Source organism: Pseudomonadaceae bacterium SI-3 (assembly GCA_004010935.1).
Taxonomy (GTDB): domain Bacteria; phylum Pseudomonadota; class Gammaproteobacteria; order Pseudomonadales; family Pseudomonadaceae; genus Stutzerimonas.
The window spans coordinates 1,763,062-1,785,944 of the sequence record CP026511.1; the positions used below are offsets into that span (position 1 = coordinate 1,763,062).

A 22,883-nucleotide genomic window follows, 5' to 3' on the forward strand; every position below is an offset into this window, starting at 1 on the left:
AGCGCAGGACAGCGCTCGCCAACGCGACAGGAGGATTCATGGAATACGACTACATCATCATCGGTGCCGGCTCTGCGGGTAATACCCTGGCTGCACGCCTGACCGAGGACGCGGATGTCAGTGTCCTGCTGCTGGAAGCCGGCGGTCCTGACTATCGCCTCGATTTCCGCACCCAGATGCCGGCAGCACTGGCCTACCCGCTGCAAGGCACGCGCTATAACTGGGCTTACAAGACCGACCCAGAACCCCACATGAACAACCGCCGCATGGACTGTGGCCGCGGCAAAGGTCTGGGCGGCTCGTCGCTGATCAACGGCATGTGCTACATCCGAGGCAACGCGTTGGACTACGACAACTGGGCGACCATGCCCGGTCTCGAGGGCTGGTCCTACCTGGATTGCCTGCCATATTTCCGCAAGGCCGAAACCCGCGACATCGGCCCCAACGACTATCACGGCGGCGATGGGCCGGTCAGCGTGACCACGCCAAAGCCCGGCAACAATATCCTGTTCCACGCCATGGTGGAGGCGGGCGTACAAGCCGGCTATCCCAAGACCGAGGATCTGAACGGCTACCAGCAGGAAGGCTTCGGCCCGATGGACCGCACCGTCACGCCCAATGGCCGTCGTGCCAGCACGGCACGTGGCTACCTCGACCAGGCCAAGGACCGCCCGAACCTGACCATCGTCACTCACGCCGTAACGGACCGCGTGCTGTTCGAAAGCAGGCGCGCTGTCGGCGTGAAATATCTGCGCGGCCGTGAGCAGGCGACCACTGCACGAGCGCGCCGCGAGGTGCTGCTCTGCGGCGGTGCCATTGCCTCGCCTCAGGTGCTGCAACGCTCCGGCGTCGGTCCCGCAGCATTGCTCAAGGGGCTTGGTATCGAGGTGGTTCACGACTTGCCTGGCGTCGGCCAAAACCTGCAAGACCATCTCGAGATGTACCTGCAGTACGAATGCAAGCAACCGGTTTCGCTGTATCCCGCTTTGAAATGGTGGAACCAGCCGGCAATCGGCGCTCAGTGGCTGTTCGGTGGCACGGGTATTGGCGCCAGCAATCAGTTCGAGGCGGGCGGCTTTATTCGCAGTCGCGATGAGTTCGAGTGGCCGAATATCCAGTTCCACTTCCTGCCCGTTGCGGTCAGTTACAACGGCAGCAACGCCCACGATGGCCACAGCTTCCAGGCGCATGTCGGTTCGATGCGCTCGCCCAGTCGCGGACGGATCCAGATTCGTTCGACCGACCCGAACGTCGATCCGAGTATCCTCTTCAACTACATGGCCCATGAGCAGGACTGGCAGGAGTTTCGTGATGGCATTCGCCTGACCCGCGAGATCATCAATCAGCCGGCGCTCGATCCCTTCCGTGGCAAGGAGCTGAGCCCTGGCATTGATGCTCAGAGCGATGCGGATCTGGATACTTTCGTCCGTGAGCATGCGGAGACGGCTTATCACCCGTCCTGTTCCTGCAAGATGGGCACGGACGACATGGCCGTCGTCGATGGGCAGGGCCGCGTGCACGGCGTGGAAGGCTTGCGTGTTGTGGATGCGTCGATCATGCCGCAGATCATTACCGGCAACCTCAATGCCACCACCATCATGATCGCCGAGAAGATCGCTGACCGGATTCGTGGCCGGCAGCCATTGCCGCGCAGCACAGCGGCTTACTACGTCGCCAAGGATGCACCGGTGCGCAAGGCACCTGTGCGGGGCTAAGTATCGCCGGGGTTGGTACAGGCTGGCGGGCACGTGATGTGCCCGCCAGTTCTTTGCTGGACGCTTGAACGGCGTTCCTGCCAAGGATGCTTGCGGCTCATCTCCTTGGTGCAGGGCGGTCAATTCACTGCAGCTGAAGCTTCCCGGCGATAGGCGTAGGTCTCGGCGAAACGCGAAATCATATAGGCACTACAGGTTGTGTCCGGATACTTGGGCGGATTGTCCCGGCTCTGGCAACCGGGCAGGCAGCTAATGATCGTGTCCGGGTTGGGCTCGGCAAAGAAGGGCATCGAGTAGCGATCGACGCCCAGCGGGCTGATCACTCGATGCGGCGTTGACTTGTACCGGTCGTTACTCCAGCGCGCCATCATGTCGCCGATGTTGACCACGAAGCTGCCCTCGATTGGCGGCGCATCGATCCACTCTCCGCGCACATTCTGCACCTGCAAGCCGCCAGCCTGATCCTGGTAGAGCAGCGTGATACAGCCGTAATCGGTATGAGCGCCGGCACCTTGTTGCTCGGGCGCCGTTGCAGTCTGGCGTGGCGGGTAGTGGATCATGCGGAACACGCTGATCGGCTCGATGAAGCGCTCATCGAAAAAGCCCGACTCGACACCTAGTGCGTTGGCTACCGCGCGAAGAAGGGTGCAGGCCAGCGCATGCATGTCTTGATAGTGCTGTTCGAACAGCGCCGGCCATCCTTCGAGCTCGGGATGGCGATTCGGCCCCCGCAACGGCTTGCCCGCCAGCACCTCCGGATGATCGGGAGGCATATGGAAACCCATATCGAAGGTTTCCTTGAGGTCACTTGGCTTGGCGGGGTCGAGTTGTTCGGTCGCAATCGCTCCGTAACCGCGGTGATGGGTGCTCTTGGTGATATCGATTTGTAGTTTCTGCTCGACGGGCAGTCCGAAGAACTGTTCGGCAGCACCCTTCAGCTGGGCGATACGCTCGGCGCTGATCGGATGGTTGCGGATATAGAAAAAACCCCAGTCACGGCAAGCCGTGTCGATCTGACGGGCCACTTCGTGCCAGCCCTTAACATCCGAGGCGTAGAGCGGCGCGATGTCGATAATGGGGAGTGGTGTGTGCATGGATAGCTCCGAGGAATGCTCGCTGCGGTCTTCTCGTACCGTCAGCCATATAGGGGTTCACCCCTTGCCAGCGGTTCTCCGGAAGGAGGGACGGCACGGCAAATTCCAGGTGCCGCGCCTGTGCTGGCGCGGCTTGCGCAGCGGCCGCTGGGTTACTTCGGCAGATCGGCAGTGATGCCGTTGACGTAGTAGTTCATCGAGGCCAACTCGCCGTTGCTGGCGGTGGCACCCTCGGCAATACGCACGGTGCCGGTCTGATCCTTGATCGGGCCGGTGAATGGGTGAAACGCCCCGCTGCGGATGCTGGCGATGATGTCTTCTGCCTCGGTTTTCACCTCAGCGGGTACCAGATCGCTGATCGGCAAGCTGATGGTTTCCTCTGCCAGACCACCCCAGAAGTCCTGCGGCTTCCAGCTGCCGTCGACGACTGCCTTTGCCGATTTGCTGTAGTGCGGCCCCCAGTCGTTGACGATGGACGTCAGCACGGCCTTCGGGCCGAAGTGGGACATGTCCGATGCATAGCCGACCGAATAGACGCCGCGGCGCTCGGCAGCCTGAATCGGCGCCGGGCTGTCGGTGTGCTGGAAGACCACATCGACGCCCTGGTCGATCAGTGCGTTGGCAGCATCCGCCTCCTTGCCCGGATCGAACCAGGAGTTCACCCACACCACCTTGATTTCGGTGCCGGGGTTGTACTTGTCGAGCGCTAACTGGATGGCGTTGATGTCGCGGATCACTTCAGGAATCGGGAAGGAGGCGATGTAGCCGATCTTCTTGCTCTTGGTCATCTTTGCCGCGAGGAAGCCGCCGACGTAACGGCCTTCATAGGAGCGCGACAGGTAGGTGCCGAGGTTCTTGTCCTGCTTGTAGCCGGTGGCGTGCTCGAAGGTCACCTTGGGGAATTGCTTGGCGACTTTGAGCGTCGGGTTCATGTAGCCAAAGGACGTGGTGAAGATCAGGTCATAGCCACCCTTGGCCATGTTGCGGATCACTCGCTCGGCATCGGCGCCTTCGGCAACGTTCTCGACGAAGGTGGTCTCGACCTGCTCGCCGAGCTCTTTTTCCAGATACTGGCGGCCCATCTCATGCTGGTAAGTCCAGCCGTGGTCGCCGATCGGGCCTACGTAGACAAAGCCGACCTTCAGCGGATCAGCGGCGAAGGCTGCGCCAGTGGAAAGGGCACTGGTAAAGCCGATGGCAACGGCAAGGCTGCGCAGCAAGGCGCTCCGTGGTTTCTTCTGCATGTGAATGACGCTCCTGTGTGTCATGACGCGAGGGCCGTAGCGGCTGCCTGTCCGATTGCAAAAAGCTGACCAGATGGACAGATCGCCGTGTTGCCGGCTCGCGGATGTCAGGAAGTGCCCACAAGCGCTGTGCACTGGAGCGCTAGTGGTGCGTCATTCGTTCGGGCTGCCCCAGGGCTGTGCACTGCTTGCTCGGCAGGGGCTACCAGCTCTCAAGCGTCAGCGCCGGCTCTGATGCAAGTCGAGCAGCCGGGGCACCTTGTTGCATTACCAGGGCAGTTGATCGCCTTTGTAGTCGAGGTAGTGATGCCCGCCACGGCCCAGCGCCAGGGTGACCTGCTCGACCATTCCGCGTGTACTGGTCTGAACATCCAACGGCGCTTGGTCACCACCCATGTCGGTCTTCACCCAACCGGGGTGCATGGACAATACGGTCAACCCGGTCTCGCCCAGCTCGGATACGAAAGTGCGGGTCATATGGTTGAGCGCGGCCTTGCTCGCGCCGTAGAGCGACATGCCCATGCCGGGACCGGTCTCGACGCTGCCGAGGATGGAGCTCATGAACACAATGACGCCTCGCTCGGGATTGACCGCTGGTCGCAATTTTTCGGCCAGGAGCAGCGGCGCGACAGCATTGGTGAAGAACAGCTGACCCACTTCCGCCTCGGTGGCCTGGGTGGCCGGCTTGTCTTGCGGCCCGGCAATGCCAGCGTTGACGAACAGCACATCCAGCTGTGTGCCCTCTAACCGCTTGGCCAGCGCATCTACGCTTGCCGCATCGTTCATGTCGAGTGTTTCCACGCTCACTCGTGGAATCTGGCTGAGCGCGTCGGCCTGCTGCGAGTTGCGAACCGTGGCAATGACCTGCCAGCCTTCGCTGGAAAATTGGTTGGCGAGGCCTAGGCCCAGACCGCGGGAAGCGCCAATCACGAGTACGGTTTTTTGCATGAGAGATCCTTGTGGTGGAAGGGGGTTTCGAGCATAGCGCGGCGCAACGACATCAGCGCGTGCGGGGCGGCTGCGACATTCGACCGCTGCCTCTGTGTTGCAACGCGTGTCCCTGCGATAGCTATGTTGATCTTTATTGGGCTCTCATGAGACCACTGTGTTGCCGGATTCGGCACCGCGAATCAACACCAGGGGGATCCAATGCCCGAACCGCAAATCCAATCGCGCCGCTGGCATGCCTGCGAGGCTGACGAGACGTTGTGTGAGCTTGAATCGTCGGCTACCGGACTGACCCGCCAAAGCGTAGAGGAACGGCTCTCTCGATACGGAGCGAACCGTCTCGACGAAGCCAAACCTGCAAGCGTGCTGCAACGGCTGATGCGTCATCTCAACAACGTGCTGCTGTACGTGCTGATTGCTGCCGCGGTGGTGACCGGTTTGATGGGGCACTGGGTCGATACCTTCGTGATCCTGGTCGTGGTGGTGCTTAACGTCGCCATCGGGTTCGTGCAGGAAGGCAAGGCGGAGAAAGCATTACAGGCGATCCGCCACCTCCTGGCGCCCCATGCGGTGGTGCTCCGCGACGGACATCAGCAGGATATCGATGCGGCTGAACTGGTCCCCGGTGACGTGGTGCTGCTGGCGTCCGGCGACAGCCTGCCGGCAGACGTGCGGCTGCTGCAGGCGCGCAACCTGCGTATCGACGAGTCGGCGCTCACCGGTGAATCCGTCCCGGTGGACAAGCAAGTCGACACCGTGGCCGATGACGCGCCCATCGGCGATCGGCTCTGCATGGGCTACGCCGGTACGCTGGTAACCCAAGGTCAAGCGCGCGCCGTGGTCGTTGCCACCGGGGCGGCTACCGAGATCGGCCGCATTGGTCGCATGCTGGAGTCGGTCGAGCAGGGCACGACGCCGCTGCTGCGCAAGATGGAGCAATTCGGCCGCATCCTGACGATGGTGATCCTCGCGACCAGCGCCGTGCTCTTCCTGTTCGGCACGCTGGTACGCGGCATGGGCGCCGGCGAAATGTTCATTGCGGCGGTGGGGCTTGCGGTAGCGGCAATCCCGGAAGGGCTGCCGGCGATCATGACCATCACCCTGGCCATTGGCGTACAGCGGATGGCGACGCGAAACGCGGTGATTCGGCGACTGCCTGCGGTCGAAACGCTGGGTTCGGTGACGGTGATCTGCTCCGACAAGACCGGCACCCTCACACGCAACGAAATGACCGTGCAGGAGGTGATCTGCGCCGGCCAATCGCTGGAGGTCGAAGGTGCCGGCTATGCACCGCATGGCGCGCTGCTGGTCGATGCTGTGCCCATCGAGCCGGCTGCGTTGCTGGCCCGATCGCCAGCGGTCAATGCACTGATGCATGCGGCAGCGTTGTGCAACGACGCCAGCCTGCACGAGAAGGATCAGGTGTGGACGCTGGCCGGCGATCCCACCGAGGGCGCACTGCTGACCCTTGCAATGAAAGCGGGGTTGTCACCGACCAATCTCCATGTCGATCATCCTCGGCTGGATGTGATTCCCTTCGAGTCCGAGCACCGCTTCATGGCGACGCTGCACGCTACCGATAGCGGCAGCGAGGTGCTGGTCAAGGGCGCGCCGGAGCGCATTCTGGCCATGTGCTCACATCAGCTTATGGCCGATGGCGAGGAGCTGTCGCTTGAACAGGCTCAGTGGCATCAGCAGGTCGAGGCGCAGGCGCAAGCCGGTCGCCGCGTTCTGGCGCTCGCTCGGCGCCAATTGCCCGCCGACAAGGACATGCTCGAGCACGCCGACGTCGCCAACGGACTCACTTTGCTCGGGCTGGTCGCCATTATCGACCCGCCGCGCGAGGAGGCGATACGCGCAGTTGCGGAGTGTCGCGCTGCCGGAATTCGGGTGGTGATGATTACCGGCGACCACGGCGTCACCGCGAGTGCCATTGCCAGACAGCTCGGGATGGGGGATGACATCAAGGCCATCACCGGACCTGAGCTGGAACGGATGGGCGAAACGGCGATGCGTCAGGCAGTGGCCGAAGCCCGGGTGTTCGCGCGCGCCAGCCCGGAGCACAAGCTGCGCCTGGTGCGGGCGCTACAGGCCAATGGCGAAGTGGTCGCCATGACCGGCGATGGCGTCAACGACGCGCCGGCGTTGAAGCAGGCCGATGTGGGCGTCGCCATGGGCATGAAGGGGACGGAGGCGGCCAAGCAGGCCGGTGCGATCGTGCTGGCGGACGATAACTTCGCCTCGATCGCGCATGCCGTGGAAGAAGGCCGCACCGTTTACGACAACCTGCGCAAGACGGTGACTTTCCTTCTGCCCATCAATGGCGGCGAGTCGTTGTCGTTGCTGCTGGCCGTGCTGCTCGGCATCGCCTTGCCGATCACGCCGGTGCAGGTGCTGTGGGTGAACATGGTCAGCTCGGTGGCGCTGGCGATGGTCTTGGCGTTCGAACCCACCGAGGCGGATGTCATGCAGCGTCCGCCGCGCCGGCCGGACGAGCCGATGCTGTCGCGATTCGTTATCTGGCGGATCTTCTTAGTCTCCGCGCTGTTCCTGGCGGGCATTTTCGGCATGTTCGAGTGGATGCGCGCTCAAGGCGCTACGGTTGAGGCAGCGCGTACCGTGGCGGTCAATACGCTGGTCTGCATGGAAGTGTTCTACCTGTTCAGCGTGCGCTACCTGAAGGCGCCCTCGTTCACTGCGGAAGGCGTGAAGGGCACGCCGCGGGTGCTGATGGCAGTATTCGGCGTTTTCCTCCTGCAACTGATGTTTACCTATGCGCCGTTCATGCAGTCACTGTTCGCCTCCGAGGCGTTGTCGCTGACCACTGGCATGTTCGTGGTACTTGCCGGGGTGGCGGTGCTGGTCATTCTGGAGATCGAAAAGGCGCTGCTACGGCGTTTGGGCCTCGGCCTGTAGGGACGACGTATTGCGCAGGGAGCGCATGGAAACGAATGGCCGCAGATGGAAAGCGAGGCCTGGAAGGCCCGCTTTCCTGGCCGATCAATGACCGGCTTTCCAAGGTTGCCCCAGCGACACCGGTGCATACAGGCGGGTGCGAATCGCGTCGCGTGAGAGCAGCACCAGCACGACGATGGTTGCCACATACGGCAGCATCGCCAGCAGGTTGCCGGGGATCGACAAGCCGATCCCTTGAGCCACCAGATGCAGGATGCTGGCAAGGCCGAACAGATAGGCGCCAAGCAGCACACGCCCTACACGCCAGCTGGCGAATACCACTAGCGCCAGGGCGATCCAGCCGCGCCCGGCAGTCATATTTTCGGCCCACATCGGGGTATAGGCCAGCGACAGATAACCACCCGCCAACCCGGCCATGGCGCCTCCGAACAGCACCGCCAACGCCCGAACCCGCAGGACCGGCAGGCCCATGGCGCTTGCCGCGTTGGGGTTCTCACCGACTGCTTGAATGATCAGGCCGACGCGGCTTTTCAACAGCACCCAGGCAACCAAGGCGAAAAGCGCGAAGGACAGGTAGACCAGCAGGTCCTGGGCGAACAGCATGCGACCGATCAACGGAATGTCGCTCAGGAAAGGAATGGCGATCGGTTCGAAACCGGCCAGCGGCTTGCCGACCCAGCCGGCACCGATGAATGAGGACAGGCCGACGCCAAAGATGGTCAGCGCCAGGCCGGTAGCCACCTGGTTGGCATTGAAGCCCAGCGCCACCAGCGCGAACAGCTGCGACAGCAGCATGCCGCCCAGGCAGGCAAACACCACGCCCAACCAGAGGTTGCCAGTGGCAAAGGCGGCGATGAATCCGGCCACTGCGCCGAACAGCATCATGCCTTCCTGACCGAGATTGAGGACGCCGGACTTTTCGCAGACCAGTTCGCCGAGTGCGACCAGCAGCAGCGGCGTTCCGGTCCGGATCATGGCGTAGAAGATGTTGGTGAGTAGGTCGATATCCATCAAATCAGCCCTCGAGCTGTAAGCGGCAAAGCAAAAGAGAAGTGGGGCATGAGGCTCATGCGGCTGGCTCCGGCTCGAGCGCCGAAGTGTGCGGCTTGCGGCTCCAGCCCTTCAGGCGCGGCCGATAGAGAATCAACACGTCGCAGGCCAGCAGGAAGAACAGCACCATGCCCTGGAACAGCTGAGTGATCGACTGCGGCAGGTTGGCCGCCATCTGGGCGTTTTCGCCACCCAGATAGAGCAATGCCATCAGCAGGCTCGCAAACAGAATCCCGATGGGATTGAGCCGGCCGAGGAAGGCGACGGTGATGGCGGCATACCCGTAGCCAGGCGATACCTGGGGCACCAATTGACCGATCGGGCCGGTGACTTCGGCAACTCCGGCCAGTCCAGCCAATGCGCCGCTGATCAACAGGGCAATCCACACCAGGCGCTTCTCACGAAAGCCGACGAAGCCGGCGGCACGCTTGTCGAGGCCAAGTACCTTGATCTGAAAGCCGAGAAAGCTCCTGTGCAGCAGCACCCATATCACCACCAATGCCAGCAGGGCGAAGTAGAAACCGCCATGCACGCGCAGATCTTCGAACAGCTGGGGCAGACGGGTGGCGTCGCCGAACATCGCCGACTCGGGGAAGTTGAAGCCTTCAGGATCTTTCAACGGCCCATGCACCGCGAACAGCAACAGGTTCAGCGCGATGTAGTTGAGCATGATGCTGGTGAGGATTTCGTTTGCATTGAACTGAGTGCGCAGCCAGGCGCAGAGACCAGCCCAGGCGGAGCCGCCGAGGGTCCCCGCCGCGAGCGTAAGGGGCAGCGCCCAGCGCGAGTCCCAATCGATGATGTTCACCGCCAGCGCACTGCCGGCCAACGCCCCGATAAGCAACTGACCCTCGGCACCGATATTCCAGATACGCGCGTTGTACACCACGGCCAGGCCCAGGGCGCAGAGCAGAATCGGTAACGCCTTGACCAAGAGTTCGGAGACGCCGTAGAGGTCACTGACCGGATCGATCAGCAGCACTCGCAGCGTCTCCAGCGGCGGGTGACCCAGTGCGACGAACAACAGCGCGCCGCTGATCAGCGTCAGCAACGCAGCAAGCAGTGGCGACAGCCAGAGCATTGGTCGCGATTCATAGCCGCGTGGTTCTAGGGATAACAACATACGAAGGCTCTCAGGCAGCGGTGGGCGTGGGTTGATCGAACTGACCGGCCATCCAGCGACCCACGTCCGTGGGGCTGGTCTCGCGTGTGGCACGCAAGGCCGACAACCGGCCGTGGCTCAGGGCGGCGATGCGATCACTGATCTGGAACAGCTCTTCAAGGTCTTCGGATATCACCAGGATGGCGGCGCCGGCGTCGCGCAGCTCGATCAGTGCGCGGTGGATCGCGGCCGCGGCTCCGACATCGACGCCCCAAGTCGGATGCGCGGCGATCAGCAGCTTCGGTTGCTGGAGAATTTCGCGGCCGAGAATGAATTTCTGCAGATTGCCGCCGGACAGGCTGCGTGCCGGGGTGTGGCTGCTTGGCGTCTTCACTGCGAATGTCTCGATGATGCGTCGCGCGAACGCCTCGACGCGGCTGTGCCGGATCAAGCCACCTCGCACCATTCCGTCCTGCTGGAAACCGGTGAGCAATGCGTTGTCGGCCAGGCTCAGTTCAGGCACCGCACCATGGCCGAGCCGCTCGGCTGGAACGAAGGTCATGCCATGACGGCGTCGCGCATCGGGGCGCAAATGCGCCACCGGAGCGTCGAGAAAACGGATGTGCTGACCCTGCTGTCGGCTTAGCCGTTGCTCGCCGCTCAGCAGGGCCAGCAGCTCGTCCTGACCGTTACCGGCGACACCGGCGATGCCCACGATCTCCCCGGCACAGACGTCCAACATCAAGTCCCGCAGCGAGACCCCGAACGGATCGGCGTTGTGCCAGGACAGCGATTCGACGCGCAGGAACGGCGTGCCACCGCGGGCTTTCGAGTATTCGGCTTCAAGCCCCTCGGCATCACCGACCATCAGCCGCGCCAGATCCATATCGGTGCACTGCGCCGGTACGCAATCGCCGGAGACACGGCCGCCACGCAGCACCGTCGCGCTCTCACAGAGCGCGCGCACCTCGTTGAGCTTGTGGCTGATGAACAGGATGCTGCAGCCTTCGGCAGCAAGCCGGCGCAGCACGACGAACAGATCGTCGGCCTCTTGCGGCGTGAGGACTGACGTCGGCTCATCGAGAATCAACAGTTTGATGTCCTGCATCAGGCAACGAACGATCTCCACCCGTTGGCGTTCGCCGATCGACAGGCTGTGCACCAGCCGCTGCGGCTCCAGCGGCATGCCGTAGCGCTGCGACACCTCGCGGATCTTCGGCTCCAGCTGTCTTGGTGTCCCCGCGCCGGTGCCCAGCGCCAGGGCAATGTTCTCGGCCACGCTCAGGGTTTCGAACAGCGAAAAGTGCTGGAACACCATGCCGATCCCCCGGTCGCGCGCCTGCGCCGGGTCGCGCATGATCACCGGCTGGCCTTCCCAGCAGATCCTGCCGGCGTCGGGTTGCGTCACGCCGTAGATGATCTTCATCAGCGTGCTTTTGCCTGCGCCGTTCTCGCCGAGCAGGGCGTGGATCTCGCCGGCCTGGATCGAAAGATCGATGCGGTCGTTGGCCAGGCAACCTGGGTACGCTTTGGTGATACCGGTCAGTTGCAGGCGTGCGGTCTGTGGTTCGGGCATGTCGGCGTCCGCTGAAATTCTCATGGCATGCCAGTAGCAAAAAGCTGGCCAGCTAGTCAGGAAATGCCGAGAAGAACGGGGTAGCGCAGATACGCCGCTGGACGTTGGTCAACCGAGCGCTGTGGGTGCTTCGCTTTGGTGCTTGCTTGTCGGATGGGTCTGTCATGTGCACCGTTGCAGGGCGTGGCAACTGAATGCACGGATCGTGAAGCATGCCGCGCCGGCAGGCGCGGCGTTTGCGTGCTACGGCGCGACTGGGTCGGGCACCTCGCGCAACGCCTGCGCCGCATCGATGGCTCGAGGAAAACCCGCGGTGACGGTGGTCAGGTACACCACTTCTTTCAGTTCATCCCGTGTAACGCCAAGACGCAGCGCGTAACCGGCGTACACCTTCATGTAGGGCAGGTTGCCCTGCGCGGCGAAAGCGGCGACTACGGCCAGCTGGCGGGTTCGATCATCCAGGCCGCTGCGCCCCCAGACATCGCCCAGCGCATAACGGGTGATGCCGTCCGCTAGAAACGGATAGTCCTCCCGCAGCGCTTCGAGTACGGGCTGACCAGCACCGCCAGACAGATGATCCATGACCTCGACGCCGCGGGTGTGGCGCTCGTTGCCGACCGCATCCAGCGAGGCAAATGTCAGCGAGCCGAGCAACCCCAGGCAGACCGCGCTCAATGCGTTACCAGTGAGTAGATTCATCGCGGCGTCCTCAGTAGGGGCTGGCGGTCGGACGAACCACCAGTTCGCTGACATCGACATCAGCCGGTTGCTCGACGGCGTAGGCGATGGCCCGAGCGATGGCCTCGGCGGGAATGGCAATCCGGCGGAAGTCATCCATGGCTGCCCGCGCGCCCTCATCGGAGATGCTTTCGGCCAGTTCCGATTCGGTGACGCCGGGTGACACCAGCGTGACGCGAATATCCCCGCCGACCTCCTGACGCAGCCCTTCGGAAATGGCGCGTACCGCGTACTTGGTGGCGCAGTAGACGGCGGCGGTAGGGCTGACCGCGTAAGCACCGATGGAGGCGATGTTGATGAACTGACCTGAACGCTGGCGCTGCATCAGCGGAAGGCCGGCCGCGATGCCATGCAGCACGCCACGGATGTTCACGTCGATCATCCGGTCCCATTCGTCGACCTTCAGGGCATCGAGGCGCGACAAGGGCATTACCCCGGCGTTGTTGATGATCACATCGACCCGACCAAAGCGCTGCTCGGCGAAATCGACGAAGGCCTGGGTATCCTCGCGGCGGGTCACATCCAATGCACGACAGGCCGCGATACCGCCTGTTTCGGTGATGCTGGCGACAAGTTTCTCTAGTCGTTCGACGCGTCGTGCGCCCAGTACGACCGTGGCGCCTTCGGCGGCCAGCAGCCGCGCCGTCGCTTCGCCGATACCACTGCTGGCGCCGGTGATGAGTACGATTTTTCCGTTGCTGTTTGACATGTGCAGCACCTCCGCTAGGTCATTCGAATCGACGCCCATGCGCCGTGATTTGAATGCTAGGCAGAGGGTCGCACCTGGCGTTATGTCGATCCTGCCGAGGGCTTGCCTGATTCTGGCCCTGTGCAGCTCACCAGATACCGTCGTGCAATGCAGCCGCTTCCTCTTCAAGCAGAGGACCGATCACTTCGACCTTGCGTTGGCCGGCTTCGAAGACCACGCGGCAGGGCAGATCCAGCGTCGGGTTTTCCGGATGGTTACCGGTAATGGCTTTCAGGCTGCGTTCGGAGAGGCCGTACACCACCCGCCCAAGGCCCACCCAGTACGCGGCGCCGGCGCACATAGCGCAGGGCTCGGCGGAGGTGTACATGGTGCAGCGGGAGAGAAATTCCGGTGTGTAGCGGGTCGAGGCGCGCGTCATCAGCACGCGTTCGGCGTGGCCGGTCATGTCGTGATCGGGCATGTAGGCGTTGCCTTGTTCGAGCAGAGTTTCACCGTCGGGGCCCACCAAGATGGCGCCGAAGGGGTGCGTGCCCTCGGCCAGGGCGCGACGGGCGACATCGAAACTTTTGCGTAGCAGGGCAGCGTCGTCTAAGGGCATGTCGAAATGTCCATGGAATAGTAAAGAGGCGGCGGGGTTAGCCTTCGTTCTTCGGCACGCTCCAGGTGAACAGCAGGCGCTGCACCAGGCCGACCAGTTGAAACAGGCCCAGGCTGATGATCACCAGCATCATCAGAGCGGCGAACGCCTGCGGAACCTGAAACATCGACGTCGAGAAGTTGATGAAGTAACCCAACCCTTTGTCCGCCGCGACGAACTCGGCGACCACTGCACCGATCACGGCCAAGGTGATGGAGATGCGCAGTGCCGAGAACAGGTGAGGGATCGCATAGGGCAGGCGGATGTTGCGGAACTCGCGTGCCCGGGATGCGCCCAGCGAGCGCGACAGTTCGATCAGCTCCGGCGGCGTCGCCAGCAGGCCGGTCACTGTCGACACCACGATCGGGAAAAAGGCGATCAGAAAGGTGATGAACACCCGTGGCAAGTCACCAGCGCCCATCACCACGACAATGATCGGCGCGACGGCGACAATCGGCGTGGACTGGACGATCACCAGCAGCGGGTAGAGGGTGCGAGACAACAGCCTGGACGAGGCGAGGGCGATGGCCAGCGGAATGCCGATCAGAATCGACAGGCCATAGCCGAGCAGGGTGACGCGCAGGGTCGCGAAAATGTGCTCGGCCCAGATCGTTGGGTCAAGTTTCCAGGTAGCGGTGAGGATGGCGCTGGGGGAGGGCAGCACGAAAGCGGGCAGGCTGAACGCCCAGCAGGCCGCTTCCCAGAGTAGTAACAGGCCGAGCAGCGCCAGCCCTGGGGCGAAGCGTTCGCCCATTGCTCGATTAAAGGCCATGGCGGCTGAACACCTTGCGACGGATATGGTTGGCGAGCTCGTTGAAGCGGGGCTCGGTAAGGGTGTCAAGGGACCGTGGCCGTGGCAGTTCGACATCTATGATCTCGGTTATCCGCCCTGGGCGCGCCGACATCACCAGAATGCGGTCAGCCAGCAGCAGCGCTTCGGGGATCGAATGGGTGATGAACAAGACCGTCTTCGGACGCTGGGTCCATATGTTCAGCAGTTCCAGACTGAGCTCGTCGCGCGTCAGAGCATCAAGCGCCGAGAAAGGCTCGTCCATCAGCAGGATTTCGGGGTCGTGTAGCAGCGCGCGGGCGATTCCGGCGCGCTGCTGCATTCCGCCGGACAGCTCGTCCGGGCGCTTCCCTCCGAATTCCTTTAGGCCGACCAGCTCGAGCAATTCTTCGCCGCGCTCACGCTCTTGCGCGGTGACCCTGCCGTATTTGTGCTTCATCGGAAAGGTCAGGTTGTCGCGGATCGTCAACCAGGGCAGCAGGGTGGGCTTCTGGAACACGATGCCGACTTCGTCCCGCGGGCCATCGAGTTTCTTGCCGTAAATGCTCACCTGGCCGCTAGTGGGACGAATGAGGCCAGCGAGGATTCGCAGCAACGTCGACTTGCCGCAGCCCGAAGGGCCGATCACCGCGATGAACTCGTGGCGATCGATGGCGAAGCTGGTGTCGTCGAGGGCGACTACTTCGCTGCCGTCCGAGGCGGTGAACACCTGCCGAACCTGCTCGAAGGTGATGCTCGGCCGGGCAGCCGAGCGGGTTTCGGTCTGATTCATGCGATTACTCGACGAAGCCGTTGGCAATGACCTGAGCCGGGTCGAGGCTGTCGCTCGGCAGGTTCTGTGCGCGGGCGACCCATTGCCAAGTGGTCTCCAGGCGCTTGGCATCGAACTTGGCAGTGCCCTCGGCTTCACTGATCTCGTTCTGCATCAGCGGAACTGACGCCTCGAACTGCTCCACGGCCTGCTGCTCGTCGATCTCCGGGACCATTTTCTTGAGCGCAGCCGCGGCTGCAGCCGGGTCCGCAATAGCCATTTCTTGGGCCTGGCGGTAGGCCTTGATGAATTTCTTGGCGACCTCGGGTTTGTCCTTCAGGAAGCGCTCGGAGGCGATCAACGACAGGCCATAGCCGTCGAAGCCATAGTCCGACCACGGGATGACTTTGAGCTGTTTCCCAGCTTCCTGCATCGAACGGGCAAAACCGGGCGCGACGGTGACCCAGTTGATGGTCGCGTCAACCTTGCCGGTGGCCAGCATGGGCGCTAGCGCGCCGGGGTCCAGCTTGAGCAGCTTTACCCCATCGCGAGGGATGCCGTTGGCTTCCAGGACCAGCGGAAACACCACATTCGAAGCAGAAAAGGTTGGGGTGGCGACAGTCTTGCCGGCGATGTCCTTGAACTGTTCGATGCCCGAGCCTTCGGCGGTGAAGAAGGCGTCTGGTTGTTTGTTGTAGATCGGTGCCACGGCGACCACCGGCACCGGCCCCTGCGCCCGTGCCTGAAGCACCGAGGCCAGCCCAGCGCTGCCAAAGTCAGCGCTGGCGGTTGCCAGCTTGGTGACCACGTCGCTGCCGCCGCGTGCACTGGCGATTTCCACTTCAATGTCTTGCTCGGCGAACAGGCCCTTGTCGACACCAAGATAGATCACCGCCTTGTCGCCAGCAGGTAGCCAGTCGTTCAACCAGCGCACGTTATCGGCCGCCAGCGCCGCTTGGGAGAACAGGGCCAGCAGTGAACTGGCGATCAGGGTTTTCTTGAACATGGGGCGTCGCTCCTTGATAGGCGTCACGAGAGGGTGTCGATCAGAAAACGGGGTTGGGATGACGTGAAAAGAACGGCAGCAAGCTGGCGAGCAATAACTCCGGGGCGGCCAGTTGCGGTGCGTGCCCACAGTCGAGGGTGACCCGCTCTGCGCCCGGCACCAGCTCTTGCATCCAGCGCTGAACGGCCGGGACTACCGAGCGGTCCGTACCGCATTCGATGTACAGGCGTGGCAGGCGACCAAAGCGCTCGGCTGTCCAGCGCGCCACGACTGCGCGCCCGCCGTCCGGTTGTGAGCCCAGCCGTTGCGCGGCGGCCAATGCTTGCGGCAGCTGTACGTCATGGAAGAACAGCGCACAGGCAATCTCGGCGGGAACGCGAGTGCCGAGTCCGTCAGCGCTGCGTTGCAGGAACGGCCCCACACCGGACACTTCCGGCGCCGTGCTGACCAGCTCTGCGCAGGCATCGGCAAAGGACAGGCCGCTGGGCAACATCATGCCGGCTACATAGGTGACGCCTGCGATGCGTTCGGCGCGCTTTTCGGCCACGGCTGTCGCCGTCATCCCCCCGCCGGAGTGCGCCACCAACTGCACGGGCCCTTCCAGTTGATCGATCAGGGCACATACGTGCGCGGCGTAGATGTCGAGGCTTACCGCCGCTGCTGGCGTGTCATCGCTACCGTTTCCGGGCAGGTCCACGGCGTGAGGCCTGAATCCGGCAGCCCGCAGCCCGTCGAGCAAGCGGTCCCAGACCCAGCTGCCAGCCCAAGCGCCGTGAATCAATACGACATGACGGTCAGGCATACGTCCTCCTGTACATCTCGCGGTAGTGTTCTTCCACCGTCACGCCAGGGTAGCGCGGCGCTTCGCCGGCTTCGAGGCAGGTCGGGATGCAGCTCACCTGATGGTCAGGGTTGCCGCCGTAGAAAAAGGGCACGCTGTAGCGCTCGTGCCCGGATAGATTCACCACGCGGTGCAGGGTCGAGCGGTAACGGTCGTTGGTCCAGCGAGCGATCATGTCGCCGAGGTTGACGACGTATGTACCGGGCAGCGGCGGGGCGTCCATCCAGGCTCGCGCGCTACGGCTCCAGACCTGCAGGCCAGGATTATCGTCCTGCAGCAACAGCGTCAGGCCGCCGAAGTCGGTGTGCGCGCCGCACCCCTTCTCGCCAAGTGCTGCCATTTCGGGCTGCGGTGGATAGTGCAGCAGGCGCAGGGTGGCCATGGCTTGATCACAAAAGCCGGCGAAGTAGTTCTCCGGCAACTCAAGCGATAGCGCCAGGCCTGCCATCAATCGCTCTGAGAGATCGGTCATGGCGGCGTGATAACGCTCCATGGCGGGGCGGAAGCCATGCAACGCCACCGGCCACTGGTTCGGCCCGTGATTGAAGCGCCCGGCTTGCACGCGCGGGTCGTCTGCCGGCAGGTCGCGGCCCAGGTAGAAGCCTTCCTTCATGTCAGCCGGCGCGCCGGGCTCCAGGCACTGGCCTCGCAGCGCTTCATAGCCGCGGTTGGCTGGTGACGCGGCCTTGTCGAGTGCTCGCTTGGCCTCGTCAGGCAGGTCGAATAACTGCCGCGTCTGCTCGAACACGGCCGCTTGTAACCTCGCATCGATGCCATGCTTGTATATGTAGAAGAAGCCCCACTCACGGCAGGCCTGTCCGATCTGCCCGGCGACGGCATTGCGTTGCTGTGAATCGCTGCTGACCAATCCGGTCAGGTCGATCAGCGGCAGGTAGCACGCTTGGGCTGGGTCTGAACTGAGTGGGTAGGCCATGACATGGCACCTGCAACGGAGGGGCGGGGGCCCGTTGTGGCGCAGTATCCGGTGCGTTAGCTGTACGCAAAAGAAGAGAATATCGAGCATCCCGATGCCGTTTCGGCATCGGTTGTTACTGCCTCTTTTGAGGGCGGGAATCGCTCTAATACGGGGCTTACGACATCCTGCGCCGGCGTTGGGTTGGGTTGCTTGGCGTCATTGTTTGGCGAGGCGCTGCGCCCCGGAATGGAGCACTCAGGGTGCCTTCTGATGAGGTTGAAAAATTTCACATGCCAGGGCTGGCGCGTCGAATACAGAGCGCGCCGGCGATTGAAATCTGAGCGCGCAGAGAGATAAGGCGAGGAGGGGGATCGGACGGTGCGGGTAGAAGGTGAACAGAGGGAATCAGGTGCACTCGGTCTCGGCGCGCTCGTATTGTTCGCGGCGGGTGATTTCCTCGCAGAGCGCGCGAACGAACGCGTCCACCGCCACCGGGAGGTAGCGTGAGCTGCGCACGTACACCCCGAGATCACTGAGCACCTGACCATTGTCGTTGAGTGGCAAGTGCACAAGAGTGCCGGTGGACAGTTCCGCTTCGATGCCGATGCGCGTCTGGAACGCGATGCCAGCGCCACGTTTGGCCATTTGCGCTGCAAGCTCCACCGAGCTGGTCTCCAGCGCCGCTTTCTGCGGCGAGCGGGTGCGCGCCAACACCGGGGCGAGCAAGTGATGAATCGAAAGGTCGCTTTTCGCCAGGATCAGGCGGTGTTCGGCACAGGTTGAGAAACTCACCTCGCGGCGTCCCGCCAACGGATGATTGGCGGGCACAATGGCACCGAGTCGAAAGTGGCCGACGCCCAGCTGCTGCAAATCAGCGGTTCGCCGCAGCGCAAAGGCGATCCCGATATCAGCCTGACCGCTGGTAACCGCCTCGGGAATGGCTTGCGAGCCCAAGCTGGTCACCCCGACGGTGATATGCGGATAGCGCGCTGTCATGCCTTCGAGCACCGAAGGCAGCAGGTCGACCGTGACGCCCGAGACCGTTGCAATCTCCACATGGCCGGTGCGCAGCCCCTGCAATGCGTCCAGCTCGGAGCTGGCCCGCGCAGCGTCCTGCAAGACCACGAGCACGTGGCGAGCGAATACCTCACCTGCAGCGGTCAGACGCAGCCCGGCCGGCAGGCGCTCGAACAGCGGTGAACCTATTTCGGCCTCAAGTTTGAGGATTTGCCGGTTCACGGCGGAGGAGGCCACGTTGAGCCGGCGCGCGGCTTCGCGGATCGACTGACAGCGTCGCACCATGTCGAAGTAATGAATCGCGGGGGAATGAATGCGCAGACGACGGGACATACAGATTGATGGCTCGGGGTGGGCGGCAGAATGGCGCAGGGGTCAGCGCGGCGGCGTCAGGCCACAGCCTTTGAGAATCACTCTGATCAGCGTCTCGGTGCCACGTTCGAAATCGTCCTTGGTGATGCGGCGCTGGCCAGTGATGCGCCGAATCTGGTCGGAGAAATCAGCGTAGTGCTGAGTGCTGCTCCAGATCAGGAAGATCAGATGCATGGGGTCGATCGGGTCCATCTTGCCGGCATCGCTCCAGCCCTGCAGTACGGCGGCGCGACCGCGAAACCACTCGCGATAATCCTCGTTGAAGTGTGCGGACAGGCATTCGCAACCGCTGATGACTTCCATGGCAAAGATTTTCGAGGCCTGTGGCTGCTTGCGAGAGAACTCCATCTTGGTGCGGATGTAGTCCGCCAGCGCAATGGCTGGGTCGTCTTCCACGGTCAGATGATCGAACGCGCTATCCCAGAGCTCGAGGATATGGCGCATCACTTCGACGTAGAGGCCGAGCTTGTTGGTGAAGTAGTAATGCAGGTTGGCCTTCGGCAGCCCGGCGCGAAGCGCAATTGCATTCATGCTGGTGCCCTTGTAGCCGTGGCGGGCGAATTCTTCGGCTGCGGCTGAAAGGATCAGCTCCTCGTTCTTCTGACGAATCCGTCCGGTGCGTTTACCGTCGGTGGGCGTCTGCGGCAGCAAAGCGTCGAAAGTGGTCATAAGGTCCTTTCCCTGTGTCGGCGGCATCAGGCCCGATGCGCTATCGAATGCTAGCCTACGCGGGCTACGGAGAAGGTGGCTACAGACCTTCGGACGGGTCGTGCGCCCACGCCGAACTGAAGCGGGGGTCGAGAAAGCACAACAGCGGCACCGTTTGGGCGCCGCCGCTGGTGAACAAGACCGTTCAGGCGGCATGCCGCCCGTGGAACGAGCGGCTGTGCATATTAGAAATGCACCTTCACGATGGCGTTCCAGGCGCTCTGGTCGGTCGGGCCGACAAAGTTCTCGCTGACGAAGCCGCCGTCTTTGATGCCGTACTTGTTCGACCAGTAGTCATATTCGATACCGACATAGAGCTGACCGGCCTTCTGGTACACGGCCTTGCCGAGGTCATATTTAACCTGCGGGTTGATGTGCAGGTTCTTCGATTGGAAGTCGTCCGAGCCTTCATTGCCGGCGTCATTGACCACCCAGTCGATATAGCCATCGATGAGAATGTCCGAGCTGCCGACGGGAATGGTGATGGCCCAAGTCGGGGTGATCTGCCACTGGCCGGAGGCCTTGTTACGAATGCCGTCAGGCTTGCGGTAATAGGTGTTGATGGCCAGACGGTCGAAGCCCGGGACTGCCAGATCAACGGCGGGGCCGAGCAGGTAGTTCTGCACTTCGTTCTCGCCGCGCTCGTAGGTGAAGGCCACCAGCACATCCTTGATCGGGCCGTAGGAGAAATCCATTCCGGTGGTCTTTCCGAGCGACAGACGCGGGCTGAACTCGCCGTAGTAGGTGCGTGCGGCCTCGCTGTCGTCCTGGCTTTCGTTCCACTTGTAGTCGACGAACAGGAACACGTCGCCATAGGTCCAGCCACTGGCATGTTCGAAGGTCAGGGTGTGCTGGGTATCGGGGTCGACCTTGAAATCGTTCCCGTACAGATAGGTCAGGCTGTTGTTTTGCCAGAGCATCGGTGCGGCGATTGCCTGGCCAGCGAGCATCATGCTGCTTGCGAGTGCGGCAGTGGTCAGTATGGATTTCATGTAGCGCTCCTGTTGCGTTATGTGTGCTTTTTCTTGGCCGAACGGTCAGATGAATCTGTCATAGCAAGTCTTGAGCCAAATGCTATGGGCTCACCGTATGTTCGGTTTAGTTGTTATTTTTCAATAGGTTGTAGTTATCGGTTAGCGACGATTCCGGCATCGTCCGCTCTCGGAGTGTCTTCCTGCCCCAGAAAGAACCTGACCGAACGGACAATGCTTCATCTCGATGCAAGCCTTTAGCCATCCGCCCGGCTCGGGCGAGCTGGTATTCATTGACGGGCTGCCATGTTGAACCTGTCGTTAGGAGCACCTAGAAGTGCCGGGACGGTGGCGAGTTGCTGAACACAAAAAAGCCCCGCAGGTACGGGGCTTCACGTTTCGGGCGGTAATGATCAGATCACTTCGGCCCAGAGGTCATATTCGTCGGCGTTGGTCACGCGGACGCGGACCTTTTCGCCAGCCTGAAGTGGACGCTCGCTGTCGATGTAGACCATGCCGTCAATTTCAGGGGCGTCGGCCCATGAGCGACCGATGGCGCCGTCCTCGTCCACCTCGTCGATCAGCACGTCCAGTTCTTGTCCGATCTTGCGTTCTAGGCGCGCCGCGCTGATGGCTTGCTGATGGGCCATGAAACGGTCCCAGCGGTCCTGCTTGACGTCGTCCGGTACGGGTTCAAGGTCCATCGCTTCAGCGGGCGCGCCCTCGACCGGCGAGTACTGGAAGCAGCCAACACGGTCGAGCTGGGCTTCGGTCAGCCAGTCGAGCAAGTACTGGAAGTCCTCTTCGGTCTCGCCGGGAAAGCCCACGATGAAGGTGGAGCGGATGGTCAGCTCCGGGCAGATTTCACGCCACTTCTTGATGCGTGCCAGTGTCTTGTCTTCGAAGGCTGGGCGCTTCATGGCCTTGAGCACCTTCGGGCTGGCGTGCTGGAAGGGAATGTCCAGGTACGGCAGGATCTTGCCCGCAGCCATCAGCGGGATCACGTCGTCGACGTTCGGGTAGGGATACACATAGTGCAGTCGCACCCACACGCCCATGCTCGACAGCGCCTGGCACAGCTCGAGCATGCGCGTCTTGACCGGCTGGCCATTCCAGAAATCGGTCTTGTACTTGACGTCAACACCATAGGCGCTGGTGTCCTGGGAGATCACCAGGATCTCCTTCACGCCGGCTTTGACCAGGCGCTCGGCCTCGCTGAGCACGTCGCCCACCGGACGGCTGACCAGCTTGCCGCGCATGGAGGGGATGATGCAGAAGCTGCAGGTGTGGTTGCAGCCTTCAGAAATCTTCAGGTAGGCATAGTGACGCGGGGTCAGCTTGATGCCCTGCGGCGGCACCAGATCGACGAAGGGATCGTGATCGATGTTCGGCGGCACCACTTGGTGTACGGCGTTAATCACCTGCTCGTACTGCTGTGGGCCGGTTACCGCCAGCACGCTGGGGTGCACGCTACGGATATTGTCTTCAGCAACGCCCATGCAGCCGGTGACGATCACCTTGCCGTTCTCGGCGATGGCTTCACCGATGGCATCCAGCGACTCGGCCTTGGCGCTGTCAATGAAGCCGCAGGTGTTGACCACCACCACGTCGGCGTCCTCGTAGGACGGCACGATCTGGTAACCCTCCATGCGCAGCTGGGTGAGGATGCGTTCAGAGTCGACCGTTGCCTTGGGGCAACCCAGGCTGACGAACCCGACTGTTGGCGTTTTGCTCATCGACTTTGAACCTCGAAAACCGCGCATGAAAAAGGCGCGCGAGTAT

20 protein-coding genes are annotated in these 22,883 nt (G+C 62.4%); 2 read left to right on the plus strand and 18 right to left on the minus strand.

What is annotated here, in order from left to right; translation table 11 throughout:
- The first annotated feature begins 38 nt into the window (after window positions 1-38).
- Window positions 39-1,715, plus strand: a complete 1,677-nt coding sequence (gene betA / locus C1896_08515; GenBank protein AZZ44946.1) for a choline dehydrogenase — start codon at window positions 39-41, stop codon at window positions 1,713-1,715.
- Window positions 1,716-1,834: 119 nt separating this feature from the next.
- On the opposite strand, the gene C1896_08520 is transcribed toward betA, so the two are convergent.
- The 3 genes from C1896_08520 to C1896_08530 form a co-directional block, all read right to left on the minus strand.
- On the minus strand, window positions 1,835-2,809 hold the full coding sequence (locus C1896_08520) for a 2OG-Fe(II) oxygenase (protein ID AZZ44947.1): 975 nt from the start codon (window positions 2,807-2,809) through the stop codon (window positions 1,835-1,837).
- A 152-nt stretch (window positions 2,810-2,961) separates the two neighbouring features.
- The gene (locus tag C1896_08525) at window positions 2,962-4,053 is read right to left on the minus strand and encodes a BMP family ABC transporter substrate-binding protein (GenBank protein AZZ44948.1); all 1,092 of its coding nucleotides are present in this window, start codon (window positions 4,051-4,053) and stop codon (window positions 2,962-2,964) included.
- Between the two features lie 267 nt (window positions 4,054-4,320).
- Window positions 4,321-5,001: a short-chain dehydrogenase gene (locus tag C1896_08530; GenBank protein ID AZZ44949.1), complete on the minus strand. Its 681-nt coding sequence runs from the start codon at window positions 4,999-5,001 to the stop codon at window positions 4,321-4,323.
- Between the two features lie 201 nt (window positions 5,002-5,202).
- Between C1896_08530 and C1896_08535 the strand changes: the two genes are divergently transcribed.
- Complete coding sequence (locus C1896_08535) at window positions 5,203-7,917, plus strand: carbonate dehydratase (GenBank protein ID AZZ44950.1); 2,715 nt, start codon at window positions 5,203-5,205, stop codon at window positions 7,915-7,917.
- A gap of 84 nt (window positions 7,918-8,001) precedes the next feature.
- On the opposite strand, the gene C1896_08540 is transcribed toward C1896_08535, so the two are convergent.
- From C1896_08540 to C1896_08610, 15 genes are all read right to left on the minus strand, one after another.
- Window positions 8,002-8,928, minus strand: a complete 927-nt coding sequence (locus C1896_08540) for an ABC transporter permease (protein ID AZZ44951.1) — start codon at window positions 8,926-8,928, stop codon at window positions 8,002-8,004.
- A gap of 55 nt (window positions 8,929-8,983) precedes the next feature.
- Window positions 8,984-10,090: a sugar ABC transporter permease gene (locus C1896_08545; GenBank protein ID AZZ44952.1), complete on the minus strand. Its 1,107-nt coding sequence runs from the start codon at window positions 10,088-10,090 to the stop codon at window positions 8,984-8,986.
- A gap of 10 nt (window positions 10,091-10,100) precedes the next feature.
- Window positions 10,101-11,645 (minus strand): ABC transporter, encoded by a 1,545-nt coding sequence (locus C1896_08550; GenBank protein AZZ44953.1) that lies wholly within the window; start codon window positions 11,643-11,645, stop codon window positions 10,101-10,103.
- Between the two features lie 243 nt (window positions 11,646-11,888).
- A complete protein-coding gene (locus C1896_08555; GenBank protein ID AZZ44954.1) occupies window positions 11,889-12,344 on the minus strand; it encodes a carboxymuconolactone decarboxylase family protein in 456 nt (151 codons plus the stop codon).
- 10 nt (window positions 12,345-12,354) lie between these two features.
- On the minus strand, window positions 12,355-13,092 hold the full coding sequence (locus C1896_08560; GenBank protein AZZ47583.1) for an oxidoreductase: 738 nt from the start codon (window positions 13,090-13,092) through the stop codon (window positions 12,355-12,357).
- 127 nt (window positions 13,093-13,219) lie between these two features.
- The gene (locus C1896_08565; GenBank protein AZZ44955.1) at window positions 13,220-13,690 is read right to left on the minus strand and encodes a nucleoside deaminase; all 471 of its coding nucleotides are present in this window, start codon (window positions 13,688-13,690) and stop codon (window positions 13,220-13,222) included.
- Window positions 13,691-13,727: 37 nt separating this feature from the next.
- Window positions 13,728-14,501, minus strand: a complete 774-nt coding sequence (locus C1896_08570; protein ID AZZ44956.1) for an ABC transporter permease — start codon at window positions 14,499-14,501, stop codon at window positions 13,728-13,730.
- Window positions 14,491-15,291 carry an ABC transporter gene (locus C1896_08575; protein ID AZZ44957.1) on the minus strand — a complete coding sequence of 267 codons (801 nt, stop codon included), beginning with the start codon at window positions 15,289-15,291 and terminating at the stop codon, window positions 14,491-14,493. The genes C1896_08570 and C1896_08575 overlap by 11 nt, the downstream gene beginning before the upstream one ends.
- A 4-nt stretch (window positions 15,292-15,295) precedes the next feature.
- Complete coding sequence (locus C1896_08580) at window positions 15,296-16,276, minus strand: sulfonate/nitrate transporter (protein AZZ44958.1); 981 nt, start codon at window positions 16,274-16,276, stop codon at window positions 15,296-15,298.
- A gap of 40 nt (window positions 16,277-16,316) precedes the next feature.
- Window positions 16,317-17,078, minus strand: coding sequence for an alkyl salicylate esterase (locus C1896_08585; GenBank protein AZZ44959.1), 762 nt, complete (start codon window positions 17,076-17,078; stop codon window positions 16,317-16,319).
- Window positions 17,071-18,051, minus strand: coding sequence for an isopenicillin N synthase family oxygenase (locus C1896_08590; GenBank protein ID AZZ44960.1), 981 nt, complete (start codon window positions 18,049-18,051; stop codon window positions 17,071-17,073). The genes C1896_08585 and C1896_08590 overlap by 8 nt, the downstream gene beginning before the upstream one ends.
- A 387-nt stretch (window positions 18,052-18,438) precedes the next feature.
- On the minus strand, window positions 18,439-19,383 hold the full coding sequence (locus C1896_08595; GenBank protein AZZ44961.1) for a LysR family transcriptional regulator: 945 nt from the start codon (window positions 19,381-19,383) through the stop codon (window positions 18,439-18,441).
- A 42-nt stretch (window positions 19,384-19,425) separates the two neighbouring features.
- Window positions 19,426-20,091 carry a TetR family transcriptional regulator gene (locus tag C1896_08600; protein AZZ44962.1) on the minus strand — a complete coding sequence of 222 codons (666 nt, stop codon included), beginning with the start codon at window positions 20,089-20,091 and terminating at the stop codon, window positions 19,426-19,428.
- 224 nt (window positions 20,092-20,315) lie between these two features.
- Window positions 20,316-21,122: a hypothetical protein gene (locus C1896_08605; protein ID AZZ44963.1), complete on the minus strand. Its 807-nt coding sequence runs from the start codon at window positions 21,120-21,122 to the stop codon at window positions 20,316-20,318.
- Window positions 21,123-21,514: 392 nt separating this feature from the next.
- A complete protein-coding gene (locus C1896_08610) occupies window positions 21,515-22,837 on the minus strand; it encodes a 30S ribosomal protein S12 methylthiotransferase RimO (protein ID AZZ44964.1) in 1,323 nt (440 codons plus the stop codon).
- Between the last annotated feature and the right edge of the window lie 46 nt (window positions 22,838-22,883).